At 58.2% G+C, this 21,488-nt stretch carries 17 protein-coding genes, 1 tRNA gene and 1 pseudogene; 11 read left to right on the top strand and 8 right to left on the bottom strand.

Going from position 1 to position 21,488, the window contains the following annotated elements:
* Window positions 1-178: 178 nt before the first annotated feature.
* The 6 genes and pseudogenes from rpsA to aroA all read right to left on the bottom strand — a co-directional run.
* Window positions 179-1,846 (bottom strand): annotated as a pseudogene (rpsA, locus tag HY29_RS17050) (30S ribosomal protein S1); the annotation flags it as partial.
* 145 nt (window positions 1,847-1,991) lie between these two features.
* Window positions 1,992-2,630, bottom strand: coding sequence for a (d)CMP kinase (gene cmk / locus HY29_RS17045; protein WP_034799340.1), 639 nt, complete (start codon window positions 2,628-2,630; stop codon window positions 1,992-1,994).
* Window positions 2,631-2,672: 42 nt separating this feature from the next.
* Window positions 2,673-3,767, bottom strand: coding sequence for an NADH:flavin oxidoreductase (locus HY29_RS17040; RefSeq protein ID WP_034799337.1), 1,095 nt, complete (start codon window positions 3,765-3,767; stop codon window positions 2,673-2,675).
* Between the two features lie 56 nt (window positions 3,768-3,823).
* Complete coding sequence (locus tag HY29_RS17035; RefSeq protein ID WP_034799334.1) at window positions 3,824-4,330, bottom strand: macro domain-containing protein; 507 nt, start codon at window positions 4,328-4,330, stop codon at window positions 3,824-3,826.
* A gap of 4 nt (window positions 4,331-4,334) precedes the next feature.
* Entirely contained in the window at window positions 4,335-4,925 is a 591-nt protein-coding gene (locus HY29_RS18700; protein WP_051601725.1) for a hypothetical protein, read from the bottom strand.
* Window positions 4,926-5,021: 96 nt separating this feature from the next.
* Window positions 5,022-6,344, bottom strand: a complete 1,323-nt coding sequence (gene aroA / locus HY29_RS17025) for a 3-phosphoshikimate 1-carboxyvinyltransferase (RefSeq protein ID WP_034799331.1) — start codon at window positions 6,342-6,344, stop codon at window positions 5,022-5,024.
* 117 nt (window positions 6,345-6,461) lie between these two features.
* On the opposite strand from aroA, the gene HY29_RS17020 reads away from it, so the two are divergent.
* From HY29_RS17020 to HY29_RS16990, 7 genes are all read left to right on the top strand, one after another.
* Window positions 6,462-6,968, top strand: coding sequence for a TIGR02300 family protein (locus HY29_RS17020; protein WP_034799329.1), 507 nt, complete (start codon window positions 6,462-6,464; stop codon window positions 6,966-6,968).
* A gap of 46 nt (window positions 6,969-7,014) precedes the next feature.
* Window positions 7,015-7,090, top strand: a tRNA-Ala gene (locus HY29_RS17015).
* Between the two features lie 222 nt (window positions 7,091-7,312).
* Window positions 7,313-7,552, top strand: coding sequence for a DUF1150 family protein (locus HY29_RS17010; protein WP_034799327.1), 240 nt, complete (start codon window positions 7,313-7,315; stop codon window positions 7,550-7,552).
* 80 nt (window positions 7,553-7,632) lie between these two features.
* Window positions 7,633-8,880 (top strand): parallel beta-helix domain-containing protein, encoded by a 1,248-nt coding sequence (locus tag HY29_RS17005; RefSeq protein ID WP_034799325.1) that lies wholly within the window; start codon window positions 7,633-7,635, stop codon window positions 8,878-8,880.
* Between the two features lie 9 nt (window positions 8,881-8,889).
* Window positions 8,890-9,942, top strand: a complete 1,053-nt coding sequence (locus HY29_RS17000; protein WP_034799324.1) for an SO2930 family diheme c-type cytochrome — start codon at window positions 8,890-8,892, stop codon at window positions 9,940-9,942.
* A 70-nt stretch (window positions 9,943-10,012) separates the two neighbouring features.
* The gene (locus tag HY29_RS16995) at window positions 10,013-11,239 is read left to right on the top strand and encodes a threonine ammonia-lyase (RefSeq protein ID WP_155838404.1); all 1,227 of its coding nucleotides are present in this window, start codon (window positions 10,013-10,015) and stop codon (window positions 11,237-11,239) included.
* A 75-nt stretch (window positions 11,240-11,314) separates the two neighbouring features.
* Window positions 11,315-12,193: an FKBP-type peptidyl-prolyl cis-trans isomerase gene (locus tag HY29_RS16990; RefSeq protein ID WP_051601723.1), complete on the top strand. Its 879-nt coding sequence runs from the start codon at window positions 11,315-11,317 to the stop codon at window positions 12,191-12,193.
* A gap of 5 nt (window positions 12,194-12,198) precedes the next feature.
* On the opposite strand, the gene HY29_RS19285 is transcribed toward HY29_RS16990, so the two are convergent.
* Window positions 12,199-12,342, bottom strand: a complete 144-nt coding sequence (locus HY29_RS19285; RefSeq protein ID WP_155838403.1) for a hypothetical protein — start codon at window positions 12,340-12,342, stop codon at window positions 12,199-12,201.
* A 126-nt stretch (window positions 12,343-12,468) separates the two neighbouring features.
* Here HY29_RS19285 and cysQ point away from each other — a divergent pair, with 126 nt between their 5' ends.
* From cysQ to HY29_RS16975, 3 genes are all read left to right on the top strand, one after another.
* Complete coding sequence (gene cysQ / locus HY29_RS16985; RefSeq protein ID WP_034799322.1) at window positions 12,469-13,266, top strand: 3'(2'),5'-bisphosphate nucleotidase CysQ; 798 nt, start codon at window positions 12,469-12,471, stop codon at window positions 13,264-13,266.
* A gap of 52 nt (window positions 13,267-13,318) precedes the next feature.
* The gene (glmM, locus tag HY29_RS16980; RefSeq protein ID WP_034799320.1) at window positions 13,319-14,659 is read left to right on the top strand and encodes a phosphoglucosamine mutase; all 1,341 of its coding nucleotides are present in this window, start codon (window positions 13,319-13,321) and stop codon (window positions 14,657-14,659) included.
* A 141-nt stretch (window positions 14,660-14,800) separates the two neighbouring features.
* Window positions 14,801-15,757, top strand: coding sequence for an alpha/beta hydrolase (locus HY29_RS16975; RefSeq protein ID WP_034799318.1), 957 nt, complete (start codon window positions 14,801-14,803; stop codon window positions 15,755-15,757).
* A gap of 61 nt (window positions 15,758-15,818) precedes the next feature.
* Here the strand turns inward: HY29_RS16975 and HY29_RS16970 are convergent, their stop codons facing one another.
* A complete protein-coding gene (locus tag HY29_RS16970; RefSeq protein WP_034799566.1) occupies window positions 15,819-18,710 on the bottom strand; it encodes a TonB-dependent receptor domain-containing protein in 2,892 nt (963 codons plus the stop codon).
* Window positions 18,711-19,086: 376 nt separating this feature from the next.
* Here HY29_RS16970 and HY29_RS16965 point away from each other — a divergent pair, with 376 nt between their 5' ends.
* Window positions 19,087-21,435 carry a TonB-dependent receptor gene (locus HY29_RS16965; RefSeq protein ID WP_034799315.1) on the top strand — a complete coding sequence of 783 codons (2,349 nt, stop codon included), beginning with the start codon at window positions 19,087-19,089 and terminating at the stop codon, window positions 21,433-21,435.
* The last annotated feature ends 53 nt before the right edge of the window (window positions 21,436-21,488 follow it).

Genomic DNA, 21,488 nt, shown 5'->3' with positions numbered 1-21,488 from the left:
TCTTCTCGAAAGCCGGACCAACACCTTTGATCTCCTTCAGATCATCAGCATCGCCCTGCGGGCCCGAAAGGCGGCCTTTCTCGTCGAGAGCAGACTCGTCAGCCGTGGCCTGACCGTCGGTGGACGGCGGCGTCGGGTTGACCTTGTCGGACGTTTCCTTGGACGTACCGGAAGACGCCAGGGCTGCACCCAGGATGTCACCCAGAGACGCGCCGGCATCCGCAGAACCGTATTGTGCGACGGCTTCTGCTTCTTCCGCGATTTCCAGGGCTTTGATCGACAGGGACACACGGCGGGAGCCGCGATCCACGGAGATCACCTTGGCGTCGACCTTGTCGCCTACAGCGAAACGCTCAGGACGCTGGTCAGCGCGGTCACGGGACAGGTCGGAGCGGCGGATGAAGGATTTCATCGCCGGGGAACCGAACTCAACCTCGATACCGCCGGACGTGACTTCCGTAACCGTACAGGTGACCGTGGAGCCACGCTTGACGGCAGCGCCGCCATCAGCCGGGGCTTCAATCGGGTCGCCAGACAGTTGCTTGATGCCGAGCGAGATACGCTCTTTGTCAACGTCAACGTCGAGGACCTTGGCTTTGACCATGTCGCCCTTGTTGAAGGACTCGATGGCCTGCTCGCCAGACTTGTCCCAAGCGATATCGTTGATGTGAACCATACCGTCGAGGTCCGGGCCGAGGCCGACGAAGAGACCGAATTCCGTGATACCACGAACTTCGCCTTCGATTTCGGTGCCGACCGGATGCTCTGCCAGGAAAGCGGTCCACGGATTGTCCATGGTCTGCTTCAGGCCGAGAGAGATACGGCGCTTCTCGGAATCAACGTCCAGGACTTCCACATCGACTTCCTGAGAGGTCGACAGGATTTTGCCCGGATGGACGTTTTTCTTGGTCCAGCTCATTTCGGACACGTGGATCAGGCCTTCGACACCATCTTCCAGCTCCACGAAGGCGCCGTAATCGGTGATGTTGGTAACCTGGCCCTTGAGGCGTGCGCCAACCGGGTAACGTGCGTCGATGCCGTCCCACGGATCGGAGCCGAGTTGCTTCATGCCGAGCGAGATACGCTGGGTTTCCGGATTGATCTTGATGATCTGGATTTCGACTTCCTGACCAACTTCGACCACCTGAGACGGGTGGTTGATGCGCTTCCAGGACATGTCGGTAACGTGCAGCAGGCCGTCGATGCCGCCAAGGTCAACGAACGCACCGTAATCGGTGATGTTCTTGACGATACCCTTGCGGACATCACCTTCAGCCATATCGGAGACGATCTCTGCGCGCTGTTCGGCACGGCTCTCTTCGAGGATCGCACGGCGGGACACAACGATGTTGCCGCGTGCGCGGTCCAGCTTGAGGATCTGGAAGGGCTGAACTTCGCCCATCAGCGGGCCTACGTCGCGCACAGGGCGGATATCGACCTGAGAGCCCGGAAGGAAGGCATTCACGCCGCCAAGATCGACGGTGAAACCGCCTTTGACGCGGCCGGAGATAGCACCTTTGACGGGCTCTTCGGCGTTGAAGCTCTTTTCCAGTTTGATCCAGCGCTCTTCACGGCGGGCCTTGTCGCGGGACAGGACAGCGTCGCCAAGGGCGTTTTCGATGCGATCAAGGTAGACATCAACGATGTCGCCGGATGCCGGCTCCTTGTCTTCCATCGAGAATTCTTTGAGTGGGATACGGCCTTCGGTCTTGAGGCCGATATCTACCAGCACCGCATCATTATCGATACGGATCACAGTTGCCGGGATGACCTGGCCTTCCTGCATGGCGCTGGCGGCCGTGGATGATTCAAACATTGCTGCGAAATCATCGGTCGACGGGTTCATTTTATCAGACATTTGGGTTCCTTCGGCGGATCGAACGGCTCAGGGCGGACATGCACCATTGCAGCCCGCTCAGAACGACCCGAGAGCGTGGTCTCTTGAATTTGAAGTGGTGCAACCTGTTTGGATTTGAGGCTGAAAAGCCCCCTCAGGTGCGGTTTCCACGAGCGAGAGCAGCCTCTATGGCTGCCAGCGCCTTTTCCACTGCGGCTTCTATAGAGAGCTCAGTCGTATCAATCAAGACAGCATCTACCGCCATTTCTGCCGGGGCATCCTTGCGGGACTGGTCTCTCTTGTCGCGCACGCGGAGCTGTTCGATCACAGCCTCCAGCGTGACATCTTCGCCATGACTGCAGAGTTCCTTCCAGCGCCGATAGCCACGTTCTTCAACGCTGGCATCGATCCAGAGCTTCACATCGGCGTCCGGCGCAATCACGGTGCCGATGTCACGGCCGTCCAGCAAGGCACCCAAATCCTGTGTCGCAAAGGCCCGTTGCAGTTCAAACAGCGCCTGACGGACTTCAGGAATGACGGCCACGACACTGGCCGCCTTACCGGCCTCTGCCGTACGCAATTCGGCCTCCTGATAGTCTGCCAGATCCAGGCTGCGAGCCAGATCCGCCAACGCCTGCGCATCATCCAGTGGAACGCCGGCTTTCAGCGCGGCAACAGCTGTCGCGCGATAAAGCCGGCCTGTATCCATATGCGGCAACCCGTAATGGGCTGACAGCCGCTTCGCGATCGTGCCTTTGCCCGACGCCGTGGTTCCATCAATGGCGATAATCATGGGGGCGGGAGGTGAACGAACCGGCCATTCAAGTCAAGCAGCTCAGGCCGTCTCTTCTTCCCCAACGTCCACAAAGCCTTTCCAGCCACTCATATAATCAATGAATGCCTGTCCAAGACCCTCATTGCGCAGGTGGGATGCCGGCACCGGAAGGGAGATCGGTTCAAAGTCCGGATCGGCGGCAACTTTCTCCGGGAAATCATGATGCAGGATGGCGCCGCGGCCAATCACAACAAAATCGAGCCCCGCTTCCATCGCTTTCCGGCAGGCTGCGCCCGTCGTCAGCTTGCCCGCTGCACCAAGGCGTACATTCCCGCGCTCCAGATCCGCGAACCAGCCAATCAGGTCACGATCCTGATAGGCTTCATCCTGTGGCAGCTTGAAACAATTCCATAGTGACATGTCGAGATAATCGATCTTGCCCTCACGCATCACCTTCTGGGCCACGTCCCGCACTTCCATCAAATCCATGCCGAAACGTTCCGGAGACAGGCGCAGCCCGACAGAAAAGTCAGGCCCGCACGCGGCGCGGATGCCATCAATGATTTCCTGGGTCAGGCGGAAACGGTTTTCCAGAGACCCGCCATACTGGTCGTCACGCTGGTTTATCTCGGCGCTGAGGAACTGGCACAGCAGATAACCATGCGCGCCGTGCACTTCGACGCCATGAAATCCGGCCTTCTCACAGCGGAGGGCCGCTGCAATGAAATCATCACGCACCTTTTCCACTTCGGCCAGTGTCATGGCCCGCGCGTCAAACTCCTCATTGTCTGACGGGCAGACCGGTTTGCCATCGATCAGATCATGCGGGGTGCGCATGCCGGCATGATGCAGCTGCACCACAGAATGCGTGCCGCTGGCATTCAGCTTCGTCGCCAGTTCGGTCAGCTTCGGCAAATGGCGGTCATCATAGACGCCCAACTGGCCGGGAAAGCCGATGCCATGGGGGTCAATCTGCGCAGCCGCCGTCATCACGACGCCAAAGCCGCCCTGCCCGCGCATATCCAGCCAGTGGATTTCATCCTCGCTGAGCGTGCCATCGGCATGGCTCTGCTGATTGGTCAGGGGCGCCAGCATGAAGCGGTTCTTCATGGCCGGGCCATGGGCGAATGTCAGGGGGGAATCAAGATCAGTCATGGATGTACTTTGGGGTTGGGAGTGGGAAGGTCAATTCTGCCGTTGGGGCAGAGGGGCTAGCGGACGACATTCAGCGCTGCGCCGAGTGCGGTGCGGTTGTCCGGGTCGATGACTGCGAAGACGATTTCGGCATCCCGCACGGCCGGGTGACGAGCGCAGACTGTGACGGCGATATGGGCGGCCTGTGCGGGCGGGTAGCCATAGGCGCCGGTCGATATGGCGGGGAAAACAATCCTGTTCAAGTTCCTCTGGCCGAGTTCGGTCAGGCAATTGCGGTAGCAGTTCGCCAGAATGTCCGCCTCGCCATTCTGCCCGCCATGCCAGACCGGCCCGACCGTATGGAAGATAAGGCGCGGGGCGAGGCCGAAGCCGTCGGTGACGCGCACTTCCCCCGGCGGGCAGGGGGCGAGCGGGCGGCAGGCCTCTTTCAGCGCAGGCCCGGCGGCATAATGGATCGCGCCATCCACCCCGCCACCGCCCATCAGGCTGGAATTGGCGGCATTGACGATCACGTCCGTCTCCACGTCGAGCAGGCTGCCGGGATAGAGAACGACACGGGGCATTGTGTTATTGTATTGACTGTGAAACCAGGCGTACATGCCAAAAGAGCCGTTCCCGAGAATGAACGTCTAGCGCCCTCCGACCTGTGAGCATTCCGGAGAAAAAAACAGGGACGGGGCGGTTTGAAACCTTGTGGAAGTGGCACCCCGAAGCGGCGTTAATCGCCCCCATCTGCCAACGGTCTTTCAAGATTTTACTGGCCTTGGCGTTGACGACGACAATCAATTTTGGGGAAGCAATTTCGAGAACGCGTTCAAACATGTCCAATTGGACAGACCGAAAACCGTCATTCCTAGCTAAAAGATCCAAACCCCGTTTTTGGCTTGTTTCTCTGAATTGGAAAAGATCGATGTGGTCCCAGTTTTTATAGCTTAGAAAACTTGCCATTTCTCTGTGCTGAGCAAAAAAATCGTATTCATTGCGGGACTCAAAGCTAAAATCGTCATCAACTTCATGCGCGAACGCGTTTCGATTTTTCCATAAATAATGTTCGCGAATTGAGTTGAAATCGACGCCTTTACTTCGGAAGAATTTGGCTGTTCTACCCTCAACAAAGGAGGGGTTGAAGCCGACGAAAGTGATGGTTTTTTTATTCAACGGCTCGAAGTATTTGGGAACGAGGATGTTCGGTTCTGAGCGTGCTAGCTCAGACCAAATATTGTCGAGTTCTTCGTTGATTTGAGTAATGATCGTCTATGTCTCCGAAATATCCGCGCCCAACTCCGCCATATGGCTCAGGAAGTCCGGATACGATGTATCGATCATGGAGATGTCGTCGACCCGCACAGGGTTCTGTGCCGCGGTGCCCATGATGAGGGCGCTCATGGCGATGCGGTGGTCGTGATGGGTCTCGACGAGGCCGCCGCCCGGCACCTTGCCGGCGCAGCCCTGTACGGCAAAGCCGTCCGGGCGCTCTTCGGCCTCCACACCATTTGCGCGCAGCATGGCAACCGTCGCGCCGATGCGGTCAGATTCCTTGACGCGTAATTCTTCCGCGCCGGTCACGATCGTGTCGCCTTCCGCAAAGGCGGCGAGGACGGCAAGTATCGGAAATTCATCAATCATGGACGGCACAAGGCGTTCCGGCACAGCCTTGCCCTTCAGCGCAGCGGCCCCGGCATGCAGATTGATCAGGCGCTCGCCCGCCGCATCGCCGGCTTCCTCGGCGCCAAGGTGTGCGCCCATCAGATTTGCCACATCAAAAAAGCCGGACCGTGTCGGATTAGACATAACACCCTCGACTACGACATCGCCTTCGGGTGACAGAATGCCCGCTGCAATCAGGAAGGCTGCTGAGGACGGGTCGCCCGGAATGGCGGCCTCGATGGCGCTCAGCGCCTGACCTCCTTCAACCGCAATCCGCATGCCGCCGCCTGGCTGAGGCGTGACATCCACCGTCGCGCCAAACCCCCGCAGCATCCGCTCCGTATGGTCGCGCGTGGGTTTCGCCTCTTCCACAATGGTTGTGCCATCTGCCGACAATCCCGCCAGCATGACAGCAGACTTGATTTGCGCAGAGGCATGGGGCGGCGAATAGGTAATGGCTTTCAGGTCATCCGTACCGACGATAGAAAATGGCAGCTGCCCGTCCGGCCCGGACGTATCCAGCGCGCGCATCAGGCGCAGCGGCGTCAGGATACGCTTCATCGGGCGCGATCTGAGGCTTGCATCCCCCGTCATTTCCACTGCGATGGGATAGCCGGCCACCACGCCCATGATAAGGCGCGAGCCCGTTCCGGAATTTCCGAAATCAAGCACCTTGTCCGGCTGAGACAGGCCCTTCCGGCCCACACCGGTCACCTGCCATTTGCCGCCGCCCAGCTGTTTCACATCTGCGCCCAGGGCTTCCATGGCCCATCCCGTGCGCAGCACATCCTCGCCTTCCAGAAGGCCGCTGAACTGGCTGGTGCCCTCTGCCAATCCGCCCATGATAAGGGCTCTGTGACTGCATGATTTGTCCCCGGGGGCACGGATCGCTCCCTTCAGGGTTTTGACAGGACGACTGGTCCACACCATTTCCGGAAAATTCCTAGTTGATTGATCACGTGAATTGGGGCTTTGACAGCGTGCGGCGTTCATGGCAAGCGCCCGCCCATACAATTTCCGCGAAGACCCCCAAGGAGGCTGTCGCCCGTGTCCAAAGACAAACTTGGAACCAAGCAAGTCTGCCCGTCCTGCGAGGCACGCTTTTACGACCTGAACAAACGCCCATGCGTCTGCCCCAAATGCGGCGAGGAGTTTGATCCGGAAGACGAAGTTATCCGCACCACCATCACCAAGGTGAAGGCAAAGGCCGCAAAGGCCGCCGTCAAATCCGAAGATGATGATGACGATGATGATGAAGACGAAGTCGATACCGCCACACGCGGCGATGATGATGTCGATGACGACGAAGATGAAGACGACGAAGAAGAAGCCAAGGAACTCGGCGGCGACGAAGAGGAAGTGATCCTCGAAGGCGGCGCGGATGATGACGAGGAAGACGAAACGCCTGCCAAAGTGCCGGCTGGCTTCACTGAAGACGGCGTGGATGACGACGACGACGATGTCATTCTCACCGACGACGACGATGATTTCGACATCGATGACGATGATGATGACGATGATGATCTCGCAATTGATGAAGAAGATGAAGATTAGACTTGAAACGTGCGAGCGAGGGAGGTAATCCCTCGCTTCCCGGTTCGGGGCCATAGCTCAGTTGGGAGAGCGCTTGCATGGCATGCAAGAGGTCGTCGGTTCGATTCCGTCTGGCTCCACCATTTTCCTCCACTCCCCGGGAGGATCACCCATCCCCTTAAATACACCTGTTCTGGCTGGGCGCTGATCGGTTCTGTGAACCTGACCTGAATGCTGCTGCCCCGATAAGGCCCCAATCCGCTTCTTGAACAGACCCAGGAATGCCCCACCTTTATAGTGAACAGAAGGGACATTGGCGTTCCCGAGTTCGGCGTATCTGTCTCACGACGGAAAGGATTGGACCGATGACAACTGAACTGAAAACGAATCCGTTTGAAAGCGAAGCCTTCGTCTACATCCGTCATATGGATGCCGGCGAAATTCAGGGCCTCATGCCCGCCAATGCGATCGAAAAGATCGAAGAGCCAGAAGACCTTTTTGTGGTCGCCTCCGCTGATGGCGTCAGGCTGGCAGTGGTTCAGGGTCGTGAAGCCGCTTTTGCAGCGGCCCGTGCACACGACCTCAAACCTCTCAGCGTGCACTAGCACATTTGCCGAAAACAACTTCTTGCCTTTCTCTCCCCTTGCATGAAAACTGAGATTATCGTCAGGGGGAGAGTTCGGGCATGAGATTTTTTGTTTTTTCCACTTTCTGCATAGGCTTTGCTGCGCTTGCGGCCTGCGGCAAAAGTGATGATCCCAAAACGATGCATTCGGCGCAGGCAGATAGCGACATTGAAATCTCTGCCGATGGAGATTTCGCGACAAACCTGCAGACAGCCCTGATTGAGGCCCAGCCCGGCACAACAATCCGGATCCCGGAAGGCGTCTTCTCCCTCGAAACAGGATTATCCCTGGATGTGGACAAAGTCTCTCTTGTGGGGGCCGGGCAAGACAAGACGATTCTTGACTTCAAAAACCAGGCTGGCGCGGGCGAAGGCCTGCTCGTCACAGCGGATGACGTCATCCTGACCGATTTCGCCATTCACAACACCAAGGGCGACGGGATCAAATCCAAAGGCGCCGACAGGATCATCTATCGCTACCTAACAGTGGAGTGGACCGATGGCCCCGACGAAAAGAATGGCGCCTATGGCGTCTATCCGGTCGAGTCTGATGATGTGCTGATTGAGAATGTCACCGTTCGCGGCGCCTCTGATGCCGGCATCTATGTCGGCCAGTCGAATAATATCATCGTGCGAAATTCCGTTGCCGAATACAATGTGGCCGGCATCGAGATCGAAAACTCCACCGCCGCAGATGTCTATGGCAATGTTGCACGCCACAATGCCGGTGGCATCCTGGTGTTTGATTTGCCGGACCTGCCAAAGGTCGGCGGCCACTCAACGCGGATTTATGACAATCAGATTGTCACCAACAATACGCGAAACTTCGCCCCTGCAGGCAATATCGTGGCTGGCGTTCCCTCCGGCACAGGCCTGATGGTCATGGCCAACAGCAATGTCCACGTGTTTGAAAACACATTTACAGACAATCGCAGCGCCCATGTGCTGCTGGTCGCTTATCCGGAAGAGATCAAGGATGACCGTTACAATCCGCTACCGCGCGATATTGTCGTGCGTGACAACAGCTATTCGGGCGGCGGACATAATCCCCAGGGCATACTGCAACCTCTCGCCATGGCGGTGGGCGGCACCCTTCCCCCGATTGTTACCGATGGCGTCACGAGCTGGACAACCCATTCCGAAAAGCCAAATCTGGTGATCGCAGAGGAGGAGTCCATCGGATATCTGGATCTTGGTATCGGGCGCTATCCTGTCGATCCGATGCAAGTGGCTCCGTCCACCACACGTCCGAAATCTGATCCTGTGGATGAACCTGCGCCTGTGGTGCTTCCGCAGGACAAGAAATAGCCCCGCGCCATGTTACGTCGCCTTGCCCTTGCAACCTGCATGCTGCTGGCAGCCTGTGGCGCGCGGTCGGACGGCTCGGAAGGCCCAGATCTTGAAGTCATCCTGGATGGCAGCGCGGCACCGAAACTCTCAGACTATGGCCTCTTCACAGACCTCGGCGCAGCAAAACCTGCAGCGGGCGTCGTACCGTATGACCTGATCAACCCACTCTTCTCGGATCACGCGCTCAAGACCCGCTATGTGTTCGTGCCGGAAGGTCAGAAGGCCAAATATTCCCAGACCGACGCGCTGGACTTCCCGGTCGGTACGGTGCTGGTGAAAACCTTCTCTTTCGCACCGGATCTACGCGCGCCTGATACAGACCGTTACAAGGTCGAGACCCGCCTGCTGATCCATAAGGAAAATGGCTGGGCCGCCTTTCCCTATGTCTGGAATGAAGCTGGCACGGATGCTGTCTATGCCCCCGCAGGCAAGATGGTCGATATCAGCTTTACGGATCCGGGCGGCGACCCGCTGACAATTCGCTATGCCGTGCCCAACAAAAACCAGTGCAAGACCTGCCATCAGAGCGGCGACGCCGTTCTGCCCATCGGGCCAAAGGCGCGCAATCTGAACCATGACGGCCCGGCCGGATTGAACCAACTGATCGACTGGCAGACGCGCGGCATTCTGGACGGCATTCCGGCCCATCCGCCTGCGGTGCCGGATGCCTGGGATGTCAGCCTGCCGGTTGAAGGCCGCGCCCGCGCCTATCTCGATATCAATTGCGCACACTGCCACAAGGCGGATGGGTCTGCGTCCAATTCCGGCCTGTTCCTGGACTGGAACGAGAAGACCCCTGTCACCTATGGCGTCGGCAAGCACCCAACAGCCGCCGGACGCGGCTCCGGAGGCCGCCGCATCGTCATTGACCCGGGCCATCCTGAAACCTCCATCCTCACCTTCCGCATGGCCTCTGATGAAGCCGGTATCGCCATGCCGGAACTCGGCCGCAGCGTTGTGGATGAACGCGGCCTGGCCGTTGTGAATGAATGGATCGCCAGCCTGGAACCGGCGCAGTAGTTCAAACCTTGCCCTGACAGGGCGCCGGGCATAGGGTGCGCGCGATTTTGACCCCCCGGAAGTTTCACCCATGCCAGATACACAGCATTCCGATCTGCCCGTAACCCTAAGCGATGTCGAAGCCGCCGCGAGCGTGCTCGAAGGGCAGATTGTGCATACCCCGATGACCATGTCTCGGACGCTGTCGGCGATTACCGGCTCGGAAGTCTGGGTGAAGTTCGAAAACCACCAGTTTACGGCCGCCTTCAAGGAGCGTGGCGCGCTGAACAAGCTGTCAAAGCTGACGGATGAGCAGAAGAAGCGCGGTGTGATCGCGGCCTCTGCTGGAAACCATTCGCAGGGCGTCGCTTATCATGCCCGCCGCCTTGGCATCCCGGCCACCATTGTGATGGCCAAGACAACCCCTTTCAGCAAGGTGGAACACACCCGCAATCATGGCGCCCGTGTTCTGCTGGAAGGCATGGTCTTTGACGAGGCCAAGCAATTTGCCCTCGATCTGGGAGAGCGCGAGAACCTCACCTTTATTCACCCCTTTGATGATGAAGACATCATCGCCGGACAGGGCACGGTTGCGCTTGAGATGCTTGCGGCCAATCCCGACCTCGACACGCTGGTTGTGCCGATCGGCGGCGGCGGCCTGATCAGCGGCATTGCTGTTGCGGCCAAGGCACTGAAGCCGGACATCAAGATCATCGGCGTCGAGTCGGCGATGTATCCGTGCATGCATGCCGCGCTGAATGGCAAGAGCCCCAAGACCGGCGGCGCCACCATCGCGGAAGGCATCGCCGTCAAGGAAGCCGGCCTGCTGACACGTCAATTCTGCGAGAAGCTGGTCGATGACATCGTGCTGGTCGAGGAGGAACACCTCGAACGCGCGATCACGCTCTATGCCGAAGTCGAAAAGACCATTGCCGAGGGCGCTGGCGCTGCTGGGCTTGCCGCACTGCTGGCGCACCCGTCGCGCTTCTATGGCCGCAAGGTCGGCCTCGTCCTGTGCGGCGGCAACATTGATACACGCCTGCTGTCCTCTGTTCTTACACGCGCCATGGTGCGGGAAAACCGCCTCGCCTCTATCCGCATCATCGGGGACGACCGGCCGGGCCTGCTGGCGCTGGTCTCCAAAATCATCGGCGACGCGGGCGCGAACATCATGGAAGTTGCGCACAACCGTATTGCCCTCGACGTGCCGGCCAAAGGCGCGGAATTCGATATTCTGATCGAAACACGCGACAGTCAGCACACACAGGAAGTAATCGATGCCCTGGCACAGGCCGGCTATCCGCCGCGGTCCCTTTAAGGCCTGGCCTGTAGCGTGACTTCATGGTGATTAACGCCTAGACCCGCTGAACCCTCAGACAAGACGGAGCCGAGAATGATCCGGATCTTCACTGCAGCCTTTGCTGCCATCGCCATGCTCGCCGCCTGCAGCGGAGACAAGGCCCCGGCAGATGTAGACGCAACCTTCGAGAAATACCTGCCCTGGGACGCAGACAATGCAGATGTCCAGGAAGGCTATGGCGGCCTGCAATATATCGTGCTGCACAAGGGCGATGGGGACACCACACCCGCGCCGACAGATCTGGTGCGCGTGAATTATGAAGGCCGCACGGCCGACGGAGAGAAATTCGACTCCTCCTATGATCGCGGTTCCCCCGCCATGTTCCGCCTCAACCAGGTCATCCCCGGCTGGACGCAGGGCCTGCAGCAGATGCACGAAGGCGATGTCTTCCTGTTCTACGTTCCGAACGCTCTGGCCTATGGCAAGCAGGATCGCGGTCCGGTCATCAAGGCAGGCGACGATCTCGTCTTCCAGGTCGAACTGGTCGACATCATGGAGCCGAAATCCGCCGATGCCGCAGCCTGGGAAAAGTATACGCCCTGGAACCCGGATCTTCCGGAAGTGAAGAAAACCGACTCCGGCTTGCAATATGTCGTGTTGGAAAGTGGCGACCCGGCTGGCGAAAGCCCGAAGAATGGCGAAATGGTCGCCGTCTATTATGAAGGCCGCCTGGCCGAAACGGGCGAAATGTTCGACAGCGCATTCGAGCGCGGCCAGCCAGAACTTTTCCCGTCAGATCGCCTCATCCGTGGCTGGGTCGAAGCCCTGTCCATGATGAAGCCGGGCGACCATTGGCTGTTGTATATCCCGTCTGACATTGCCTATGGCGAAAAGGGTACGCCCGGCGGCCCGATCCCGCCCAATGCCGACCTGATGTTCGAAGTCGAACTGCTGGACGTACTGAAGAACTAGCGCGCTCAGCTGTATTCCACGTCTGCCCGGAAGAAGATGGGCAGGCGGACGGAGGACTGGAAGCAGGACTGTTGCTGGTTGGCGGTCGCGGTGATCACGGCCCGCGCGGCGGCACCTCCAAGCGACACCATGTACCAGCGTGAATTCACGTTCCCACTCCACTCATCTCACGAAGGTAAATCGCCTCGCAGAGAGGCGTTTCACTCCGTGACGGCGCTACAGACTTGCTTCGCGCCACCCGGCCTGACAGGAAAGACCGGCATACAATCAAGGATATGACCAATTTGACGATCTCACCTGACCAGCTCGCCCGCATCGCTCTAGATGCTGGCCGACTCATCATGGATGTCTATGAGAGTGACTTCAGCGTCGACCGGAAGGATGATGCCTCTCCCGTCACCGAAGCAGACCAGCGTGCAGAAACCCTAATTCTCAAGGGATTGGCCGAAGCAGAGCCAGACCTCCCGGTTGTGGCAGAGGAATCCTTCTCTGACGGCAAGGTGCCGGAACATGGCCACCGCTTTGCCCTGGTCGATCCGCTGGACGGCACCAAGGAGTTCGTCAACAAGAATGGCGAGTTCACGGTGAATATAGCCATCATTGAACATGGCCGACCCGTCATGGGCGTCGTTTATGCGCCTGCAAAAGACCGCCTGTTCGTGGCCGAAAGCCATAATAGCGCCTGGCAAGCCTCCGCGGCACCCGGCGCAGAGGTCCCGACCGAACGCACATCGCTGAAAATCCGCCCGGCCCCAGCCGAAGGCGTCACTGCCGTTGCTTCGAAATCCCACCGTTCAGCTGAAACCGATGAATGGCTGGGCAAACATAATGTGGCCGACATAAAGGGCGCGGGCTCTTCCCTGAAATTCTGCCTCATCGCCGCAGGTGAAGCCGATCTCTATCCTCGCATGGGTCGCACAATGGAATGGGATACCGCCGCCGGTCACGCCGTGGTCGAAGCCGCAGGTGGCCGCGTTCTGACCGAGGACAACACGCCTTTACTTTATGGCAAGAAAGAACGTGGCTACGATAATCCGCACTTCATTGTGTACGGAGATGTGACCCCGGTTTGATCCGTGCTTCGCTTTACCGATAGATTTCCGGTATCCTTTTCTGGAGAGTGGAATGACACAGAGATATTTCGGAACTGACGGCATTCGTGGCCGGGTGAACAAAAGCCCGATGACCACCGAGACCGCCTTGCGTCTTGCCATAGCCGCTGCCCGGACCTTTTCTCCCGAAGGTGGACGCGGCGTGGTCATCGGTCGGGATACGCGCCGTTCGGGAGAGATGATCGAAGCCGCGCTCGTCGCGGGCCTCACCAGTATGGGCCTGCGCCCTGTTCTGCTGGGTGTCGTGCCGACCCCTGCCGTCGCTCTGATGGCGCGCGAAACGGGCGCCGCCCTCGGCATCATGGTGTCAGCCTCACACAATAAGTTCCAAGACAATGGCCTGAAACTGTTCAGCCCCGCAGGCATCAAATTCACGGACAAGGTAGAGGCCGAACTGGAAGTCGCCATGGCCGAGGCCTTTACCGGAGACTATGCTGCGCCAGAGGCCATCGGTGAAACCTCCCGCATGACGGGCGCCGCCAGCTTTTACGCCAATCGCTGCCTGGAAACGCTGGGTGAGGGCCTCGACTTTTCAGGCCTCAGAATTGTGCTTGATTGTGCACATGGCGCTGCCTTCGAAGTTGGCCCCGAAGCCTTCCGCAAGCTGGGCGCAGACCTCACCGTCATTGGCAACGCGCCGGACGGCCTGAATATCAATTCCGGTTTCGGCTCCACATCAACCGGCGCACTAAAAACCGCCGTTCTGGAAACAGAAGCTCATATCGGCATCGCCTTTGACGGGGATGCCGACCGTCTGATCGTTGTCGATGAGACCGGGGAAGAAGTCGATGGCGACCAGATCATGGCCCTGATTGCGACGGAGCTTCACCGCGAAGGTCGCCTGAAAGGGGGTGGCATGGTCGCCACGGTGATGTCCAATATGGGCCTCGGGGAATACCTCAAGACTCAGGGCCTAAAGCTTGCCCGCACAAAAGTGGGCGACCGCTATGTCGGCGAACATATGCGCCAACACGGCTTCAATTTGGGCGGTGAACAATCCGGACACATCATTCTGTCGGATGTCTCCACAACCGGCGATGGCCTGCTGGCCGCGCTTCAGGTTCTCAAGACCGTGTCGCAGAGCGGCAAACCCGTCTCAAAACTGACCCATGTATTTGATCCGGCCCCCCAGGAATTGGTCAATATCCGCTTCACCGGCACAAACCCCATGGACACCGAGCGCGTGCGCGACGCCCTTCAGGAGGCCGAGACCTATCTCGGCCAGCGCGGGCGCATGGTGGTGCGCAAATCGGGCACCGAACCGCTGATCCGTGTGATGGCTGAGGCGCTGGAAGAAGACCGCATGAAAACTGCGCTCAGCATGGTCGTGGACGCTGTCTCCGCCGAAGCCTGAAGTTTTGTCCCTATGGCGTGATCCCGACGCTTGCCTTTGCCAGCGCTTTCTCTGCCATTTCTGACATGCCTTCACAGCCTGCCGTAAGAGAGGCGTAATGCCGTCTTCACAAGGCCGGAATTCGGGTCCATCTAAGGCAGCATGAATCTCGACCAGTCCTTCCGCCAGTTCATGGACAAGTTCCAAATGCCGGACTTCTCTTCCGTTGACTGGAAGGGGTCCGTCGACAAGCTGCGTCTGCAATTCTACCTGGCCAGCCGTGCGATTGAGCGTGACGCGCCCGAAATGGCCGATATCTCCCATCTCAGCATCCCAAGCCCTTCCGGCACGATGCGCGCGCGGCTCTATACGCCTCTTGGCGCTGGCATTCCGCCGGGCCCGGGCATTGTGTTCTTCCATGGCGGTGGCTTTGTTCTGGGCGATCTCGACAGCCATGACATGATCTGCCGTCGTCTGGCCGAGGGCTCGCGCTGCCGCGTGATTGCGGTGGACTATCGCCTCGCGCCGGAGCACAAATTCCCGGCGGCGCATGATGATGCGCTGACTGCATGGAACTGGATCACGACACATGGCGACAGATGCGGGGTGGACCCGGAGCGGCTGGCGGTCAGCGGTGACAGTGCAGGCGGAAATCTTTCTGCCTTTCTTGCGCAGGAAATGACCCGGACCGATGGTTTCTCCCCGGCCTTCCAGCTGCTGCTCTACCCGCTGGTACAATTCGTGGACATCCGCACCAAGAAGATGAGCTTCCAGGAGGGTGGGTTCTTCATCTCTGCGAACCTGTTCGAATATTTCCGCGATGCCTATATCGGCGAGGAAGCCGAGCGGATGGACCCTCGCGTCTCTCCCCTCTTTGCCTCCCCCGACGCCTTCAAGGGCCTGCCCCCTGCACATTTCGTTCTGTGCGGCTGGGACCCGCTGAAGGATGAGGGCCTGGCCTATGCCGACAAGATGGCGAGCTTTGGCGTGCCGGTCAGCGTGCGGGAACATCCCGGCATGGTGCATGGCTTCATGAACATGACCGCCCTGTCTGATGCCGTGCGCATTGCCATCCGCGATGCCGGCCATGTCGCTGGCACCGCGCTCGGAGCCGTCTGACCCCAAAACATAAAAAAGGGGGCGACCGAAAGGCCGCCCCCAGTGCTGCATCCGGTGGCAGTTATTGTCCGCCGCCGAAACGTTTTGTGACGCTGATCTTGAACGTACGCCCAAACGGATTGTGGGTGTAGGGATCATAGTTCAGGTCAAATTGCGCGAAGGGCGGGTCTTCGTCCGTGACGTTCACGACCGAAAGGCCGATATCCAGATCCCATTCGGACTGCCATGTATAGAACAGGTCAAATGTAGTCTGGCTGTCGATCTCGCTCGTGCCATTGCCCGTCAGGTCGCCGCGCTCATCGTCATAGGAGTCGATGTGGCGCATGACACCGCGGAAATTGTGGTTTCCGATGGCGTAGTTGGCAAACAGGTTTGCCTTCCACTGTGGCAATGACCGGGAGAAGTTGGACCGGTTGAACTGACCGACACGATCACCGCCGGGGATGGCGACCCCTTCGATATCAAAATCATCAACATCATATTCGATGATATAGGTCATGTCGCCGCCGACCGTGAGCGCGGCCTGCCCCATGTCCCAGGCCTGTTCTGCCCGAAGGTCGATACCAGAAGTCTGTATATCCGGACCATTGACAACATTAGTTTGTACGCGGGCTATATTATCCCCTGGTCTGGTGGTGAAACCGAAGGGATCTCCACCTTCGAAGGTAATCCGAGAGAGTATCCCTGCTTCTGCGTCTCCAGCGGTCACCGCAGCAATAGCTGCATTCACAATTGAAGCTTGGTCTTCCACAATAATCGGGTCAGAGAAGTCGAAATTATAGTAATCGACTGAGGCCGTGAAGCCATTCTGGTTGTCGTAGATAGCCCCCAGATTGAAGCTGAACGCCGATTCCGGCGATAGCTCAGCATTGCCAAACTGGTCGATAGCTTTGAAAGCTGACGCTGGCGCAACAAATTGCAGTGTCGTCACCTGACCTGACAGCTGGTTCAGGGTCGGCCCACGGAACGATGTCTGGGCAGAGCCGCGCAGGGCCAGATTGTCATTGGCCTGCCACTTCACGGCGACCTTTGGATCGAAGGTAGAGCCAACATCGCCGCCATAATCCTCATACCGCATGGCAACCTGCATATCGATATTGTCATAGAGCGGCACTTGGAGCTCACCAAAGATCGCATAGATCGTCTGGTCTTCATCCGCAGGCGTTGTACCCGCAAGGAAGGAGAACGGACCCGTTCCGCCTGGACCCGGATTGACCGTCAGGTCAGACAGCTCATTCGGGTCAACTTCATAACCTTCACGGCGAACCTGCATACCCAGGGCCCAGCCAATCTCTCCGCCTGAAGCCTGAACACCGCTCATACCAGAGATGGATGCATCCAGCACCAGAAGGTCCGTTGTCACAACCGTTCCCACACCATCGGTCATCCAGTTGGCCAGCGTTGCCGTATTTTCGAGACCGGGCACATAGGTAGGATTGGCCTGGCCGGTTATGCCATTAGCCGGAATGGCGTTGGAGAATGGGTTGTACCATTCACAGCCGCCAGCGCCTGCTGCCAATGTACCGGTATAACCCGCCGTCCAGGGCTGAGTGCCCGTTGCCGGATCATTCCCTGTGATCGGGTCTACACAGACGCCATAGCCATTCAGCGCGGCCGTGAAGCCGGCAATGTATGTATCATTCGTACTCCGCTCCCCCTCGGTGGTGGACCAGCTGAGGGCGGCATCATAGTTTATGCCGTTCGTGAACTGACCGGAGACATCCCCTGCCAGACGATAGCTCTTATAGTTCCGATAGCCTTCCTGCGGACCATAATCCGTACCCGGGAAGCCGCCCCAGCCAAAGGAACGGCCGATATAAAGCGCCGCCAGTGTGCCCGCCGGGAAATCACCCGGATTGTCCATCATGTATTGCTGGAAACCCGGATTGGATGCCGGAACGACCTGCGTGGCCAGTTCCTGCGGCGGATAGGACGGAGAGGTCTTCCAGCTCGGAACATCACTGTAGCCGTAAAGGGCCTCCAGGTGCAGATCCATGCCGTTTTCGAAGGTTCGGTTAAACTCGGAGAAGATCTGATAGCGCTCTTCTTCTTCCACCAGATTGTCATACTGGGTAAAATTGAAATAGCATCTATTGTTATCTGCCGCATTTATGAAGCCGCCCACATCGTCACAGCCCGCTTCAGTATCGAGCGCGCCGATTGCTCCGATTGCGCCGCCTGTAATCCCCAGCGCCACGTAGCGGCCTGGATTGGACAGGGATGACCAACCGCCAACAGGGTTCTCAGCATAGGGAAGAATGCCCCAGTCTTTCTCAAGCAGGGGCACTTCATTGCGATAATTGTATCCGACCGACGTTACCCAGTTCCAGTTATTACCCTGAAGGCCGTAGGCGGCATTGAGGTTATAATCCCCATCCGTGCCGTCGAACTGGGAAAAGTCCCCGCCGATTTCGAAGCCATCCAGATCAGACCGGGTGATAAAGTTCACAACACCCGCAATGGCATCGGAGCCGTAGATCGCTGCCGCACCATCTTTCAGAACCTCGATCCGGCCCACAGCAGCGGACGGAATCATGTTCGTGTCGATGAACAGCTGTGCCTGCTCCCCAATGGCATAGGGGTGATAGGTCTGGCGCCGGCCATTGATCAGAACCAGGGTCCGCGCCGCGCCAAGGCCGCGAAGGTTCACGTTGGATGTCCCTTCCAGTCCGTTCGAGGAGAACTGGTTGGTTTGTCCGTCCACACCGGATGACACACCCAGATTGCGGATCAGTTCCGTAATCGAGGGTGAGCCTTCCAGCTTCAGTTCCCCGGCGGTCAGCACATCGACCGGCAGGGCGGCATCCTCTGGCGTACCGGCAATCAGGGACCCGGTAACGGTCACCGTTGATTGCCTCAGTTCAGACCCGTCCTCTTCCTGCGCAAACGCTGGAAATACCAGCGCCAGGGCAGCACAAGACGCACTGGTCCACAGTCTCATAGATCGCTTCATATTTTCCTCCCGTAACATGAGCATCCGGATCTTTTTGACGTCCGTGATTACTCATCAGAGGGTCAGCATATGCGCCATAAGGCCTTTCAGAAGGCAGGAGTTGTTGTGCGCCGCAATATAAATTTGGCTATTCACAAGTATACAACGTTGTCACCCATGTGTAACCGCGCTTACCCCTGCGCAAACCTGTAGAAACTCTAGCGAAACATGGGCGTGTTGTGGCGTAAATGTTACAGTCTGCAAGAATTCATCGCGAGACCACCTTGAATAGGTGAAACTATAATATTTGCCTCTATTTTTAGGAGTAATCCGCCAAGAAGAGCGGATCCGAAATACCTCCCGGAACTCAATAAATAATACAATTTAGGAAACCGCTATGCTTCTCAAACAAACTCTGTTTGCGACGGCTTCTGCCGTCCTTCTGCTCGGCGCGGCCCACGCGCAGGAAGCCGACACACAGACAGACACCCAAAACGAACGCGAATCTGCCATTGACCGCGTTCTTGGCACTGTCACTGTTACCGCCACCAAGAAGAAAGACGTCGAAAACGTTCAGGACGTTGCCGTCGCTGTGTCCGCCTTCAACGCTGACACGCTGGACGCGCTGAACGTCACGACGCTGGAAAGCCTGTCCTACTCCTCCCCGAACGTCTCTCTGGATGATGTCGGCACGGCGCGCGGCACGGCAAACTTCGCCATCCGCGGCCTGGGCGTGAACTCTTCCATCCCGTCCATCGACCCGGCCGTCGGCGTCTTCATTGACGGCGTCTATATCGGCGTGAACAGCCAGGTTGTGGTTGACCTGTTCGATGTCGACAGCATCGAAATCCTGCGTGGCCCGCAAGGCCTGCTGTTCGGACGTAACACCACGGGCGGTGCAGTTGTCATCAACACGGGCAACCCGACGGATGAATTCACCTACAAGGTGGGCGTGGACGTCAACGGCCCGATTGATGATGATCGTGGCGGCGCCTCCGCCAAGGTTCAGGGTTATGTTTCCGGTCCGCTGATCGAAGGCGTTCTGAACGGCAAGCTCGGCGCGTCCTATGTCACCGATGCCGGTTACTTCAAAAACCAGTATAATGGTGACAATCACGGCGAACTTCAGGCTGCCACTTATCGCGGCGCCCTGGAATTCACGCCGACCGAACGCCTGACCTTCCTCGGCAAGGTGGAGTATAGTGACTCCCGCGGCGATGGCCCGAGCGGCCAGAACCGTTCCTATTTCGAGCGTGACACGTTCGACATGTCCATCAACGAGCCGGGCTTTGGCGAAGCAGAGACAACCTTCGGATCTCTGCGCACAGATTATGATGTTGATTTCGGCAATGGCCGTATCACCAACATCTTCGGCTATCGCGATCTGGAAACCACCAGCCGCGCCGACATCGACGCAACGCCGTTCACGCTGTTCCACTCCGATGCAGAGTTCAATGCAGAGCAATTCTCTGATGAGCTTCGCTATGCCGGCACCTTCGGCAAGGCAGACGTGACGACCGGCCTGTACTATTTCGAACAAGAGCTGGAATATACGGAAATCCGTAACCTGCCGACCACGCGTCCGAGTGCGCTTCCGGCTTCCATTCCGTGGGGCTTCTATGGCGGCGGCAAGATGGATCACTCCGTCTGGGGCGCGTTTGTCAACGTAGACTATGCGCTTACGGATAAACTGGTCGGTACGGTTGGTCTGCGTTACTCCGATGAGGAGAAAGATGCAGACGTCGTCTTCATTCGTCCGCGCTTCCCCTGCTCCGTGGTTCAAGGCACTTGCAGCCCGGACGGCACCAATGACCTGATCGCCCTGATCAGCGGTGGTGCCCAGGAGCCGAACGGCTTCAGCGACGGCAATACCTGGTCCAACTGGACGCCGAAACTGGGCCTGCAGTATTTCTGGAACGACTATGTCCAGACCTATGCAACCTGGAGCAAGGGCTTCCGCTCCGGCGGCTATAACTTCCGCATCACCGATGTTCCGATCTTCTACCAGTTTGTTGCTCAAACCGGTAATCTCGGCTTTGATGAGGAAGAGCTGGACGCCTATGAAGTCGGCTTCAAGTCTCAAAGCGAAGATGGCCGCATCCAGATCAATGGCTCGGTCTTCTACACCGACATCAAGAACATGCAGCGTGAGGTCAACACGGCCGGTAGCTCAGGCGTTGTCCAGAACATCATCAACACCGCAGATGCAACCATCTATGGCGTTGAAACCGATGGCCGCTGGGCGATCACGGATACCCTGCTCGGCACATTCAATGTCGGCATCATTGACGCGTCCTATGACAAGGTCTTCTTCGATCTGGATGCTGACGGTGTTGTAGGCCAGAGCGATCTGGCCCTTGACCTGCCGCGTGTTCCGGAACTCACCTGGGGTGTCGGCCTGATCAAGGATATCGACATGGGTGCCAATGGCGCCCTGGTTGCCGGGGTGAACTTCCAGCACCGTGACCGCATTGCCTACACTGACAGCAATTTTGGCTGGGTGCAGGCAGGCGACATGCTGGACTTCAACCTGACCTGGGAAACACCGTTCAACGGTCTGTCTGCCTCCCTTTACGGCAAGAACATGCTGGACGAAGTTCAGGCTGGTAACGATACACAGCTGCCCTTCCCGGGCCCGCTGTCTACCGGTGTGAACTACTCCTACCCGGCCTACCCGGCTGGCGGCACGTTCTCCCCGCTGAAAAAAGGCCGTATGCTCGGTATGGAGCTGACCTACGAATACTAGGCGCTCATACGCCAAACAAACTTCCTGAAAGGGCGGCCCAAGGGTCGCCCTTT

It is taken from the genome of Hyphomonas beringensis (assembly GCF_000682755.1).
Lineage (GTDB): Bacteria > Pseudomonadota > Alphaproteobacteria > Caulobacterales > Hyphomonadaceae > Hyphomonas > Hyphomonas beringensis.
The sequence above is the reverse complement of the archived record's forward strand: the minus strand, read 5'-3'. Positions and strand labels throughout refer to the sequence as shown.

Coding starts and splice junctions, on each gene's coding strand:
- HY29_RS17035 (WP_034799334.1), bottom strand. CDS start 4,330: ATGCCCCGTGTCGTTCTCTATCCCGGCAGCCTGCTCGACGTGGAGACG.
- aroA (WP_034799331.1), bottom strand. CDS start 6,344: ATGGTGTGGACCAGTCGTCCTGTCAAAACCCTGAAGGGAGCGATCCGT.
- cmk (WP_034799340.1), bottom strand. CDS start 2,630: ATGATTATCGCCATTGATGGAACCACGGCGTCGGGCAAAGGCACGATC.
- HY29_RS17010 (WP_034799327.1), top strand. CDS start 7,313: ATGACAACTGAACTGAAAACGAATCCGTTTGAAAGCGAAGCCTTCGTC.
- HY29_RS16990 (WP_051601723.1), top strand. CDS start 11,315: ATGATCCGGATCTTCACTGCAGCCTTTGCTGCCATCGCCATGCTCGCC.
- HY29_RS17000 (WP_034799324.1), top strand. CDS start 8,890: ATGTTACGTCGCCTTGCCCTTGCAACCTGCATGCTGCTGGCAGCCTGT.
- HY29_RS16965 (WP_034799315.1), top strand. CDS start 19,087: ATGCTTCTCAAACAAACTCTGTTTGCGACGGCTTCTGCCGTCCTTCTG.
- cysQ (WP_034799322.1), top strand. CDS start 12,469: ATGACCAATTTGACGATCTCACCTGACCAGCTCGCCCGCATCGCTCTA.
- HY29_RS16975 (WP_034799318.1), top strand. CDS start 14,801: ATGAATCTCGACCAGTCCTTCCGCCAGTTCATGGACAAGTTCCAAATG.
- HY29_RS17040 (WP_034799337.1), bottom strand. CDS start 3,767: ATGACTGATCTTGATTCCCCCCTGACATTCGCCCATGGCCCGGCCATG.
- glmM (WP_034799320.1), top strand. CDS start 13,319: ATGACACAGAGATATTTCGGAACTGACGGCATTCGTGGCCGGGTGAAC.
- HY29_RS16970 (WP_034799566.1), bottom strand. CDS start 18,710: ATGAAGCGATCTATGAGACTGTGGACCAGTGCGTCTTGTGCTGCCCTG.
- HY29_RS17005 (WP_034799325.1), top strand. CDS start 7,633: ATGAGATTTTTTGTTTTTTCCACTTTCTGCATAGGCTTTGCTGCGCTT.
- HY29_RS16995 (WP_155838404.1), top strand. CDS start 10,013: ATGCCAGATACACAGCATTCCGATCTGCCCGTAACCCTAAGCGATGTC.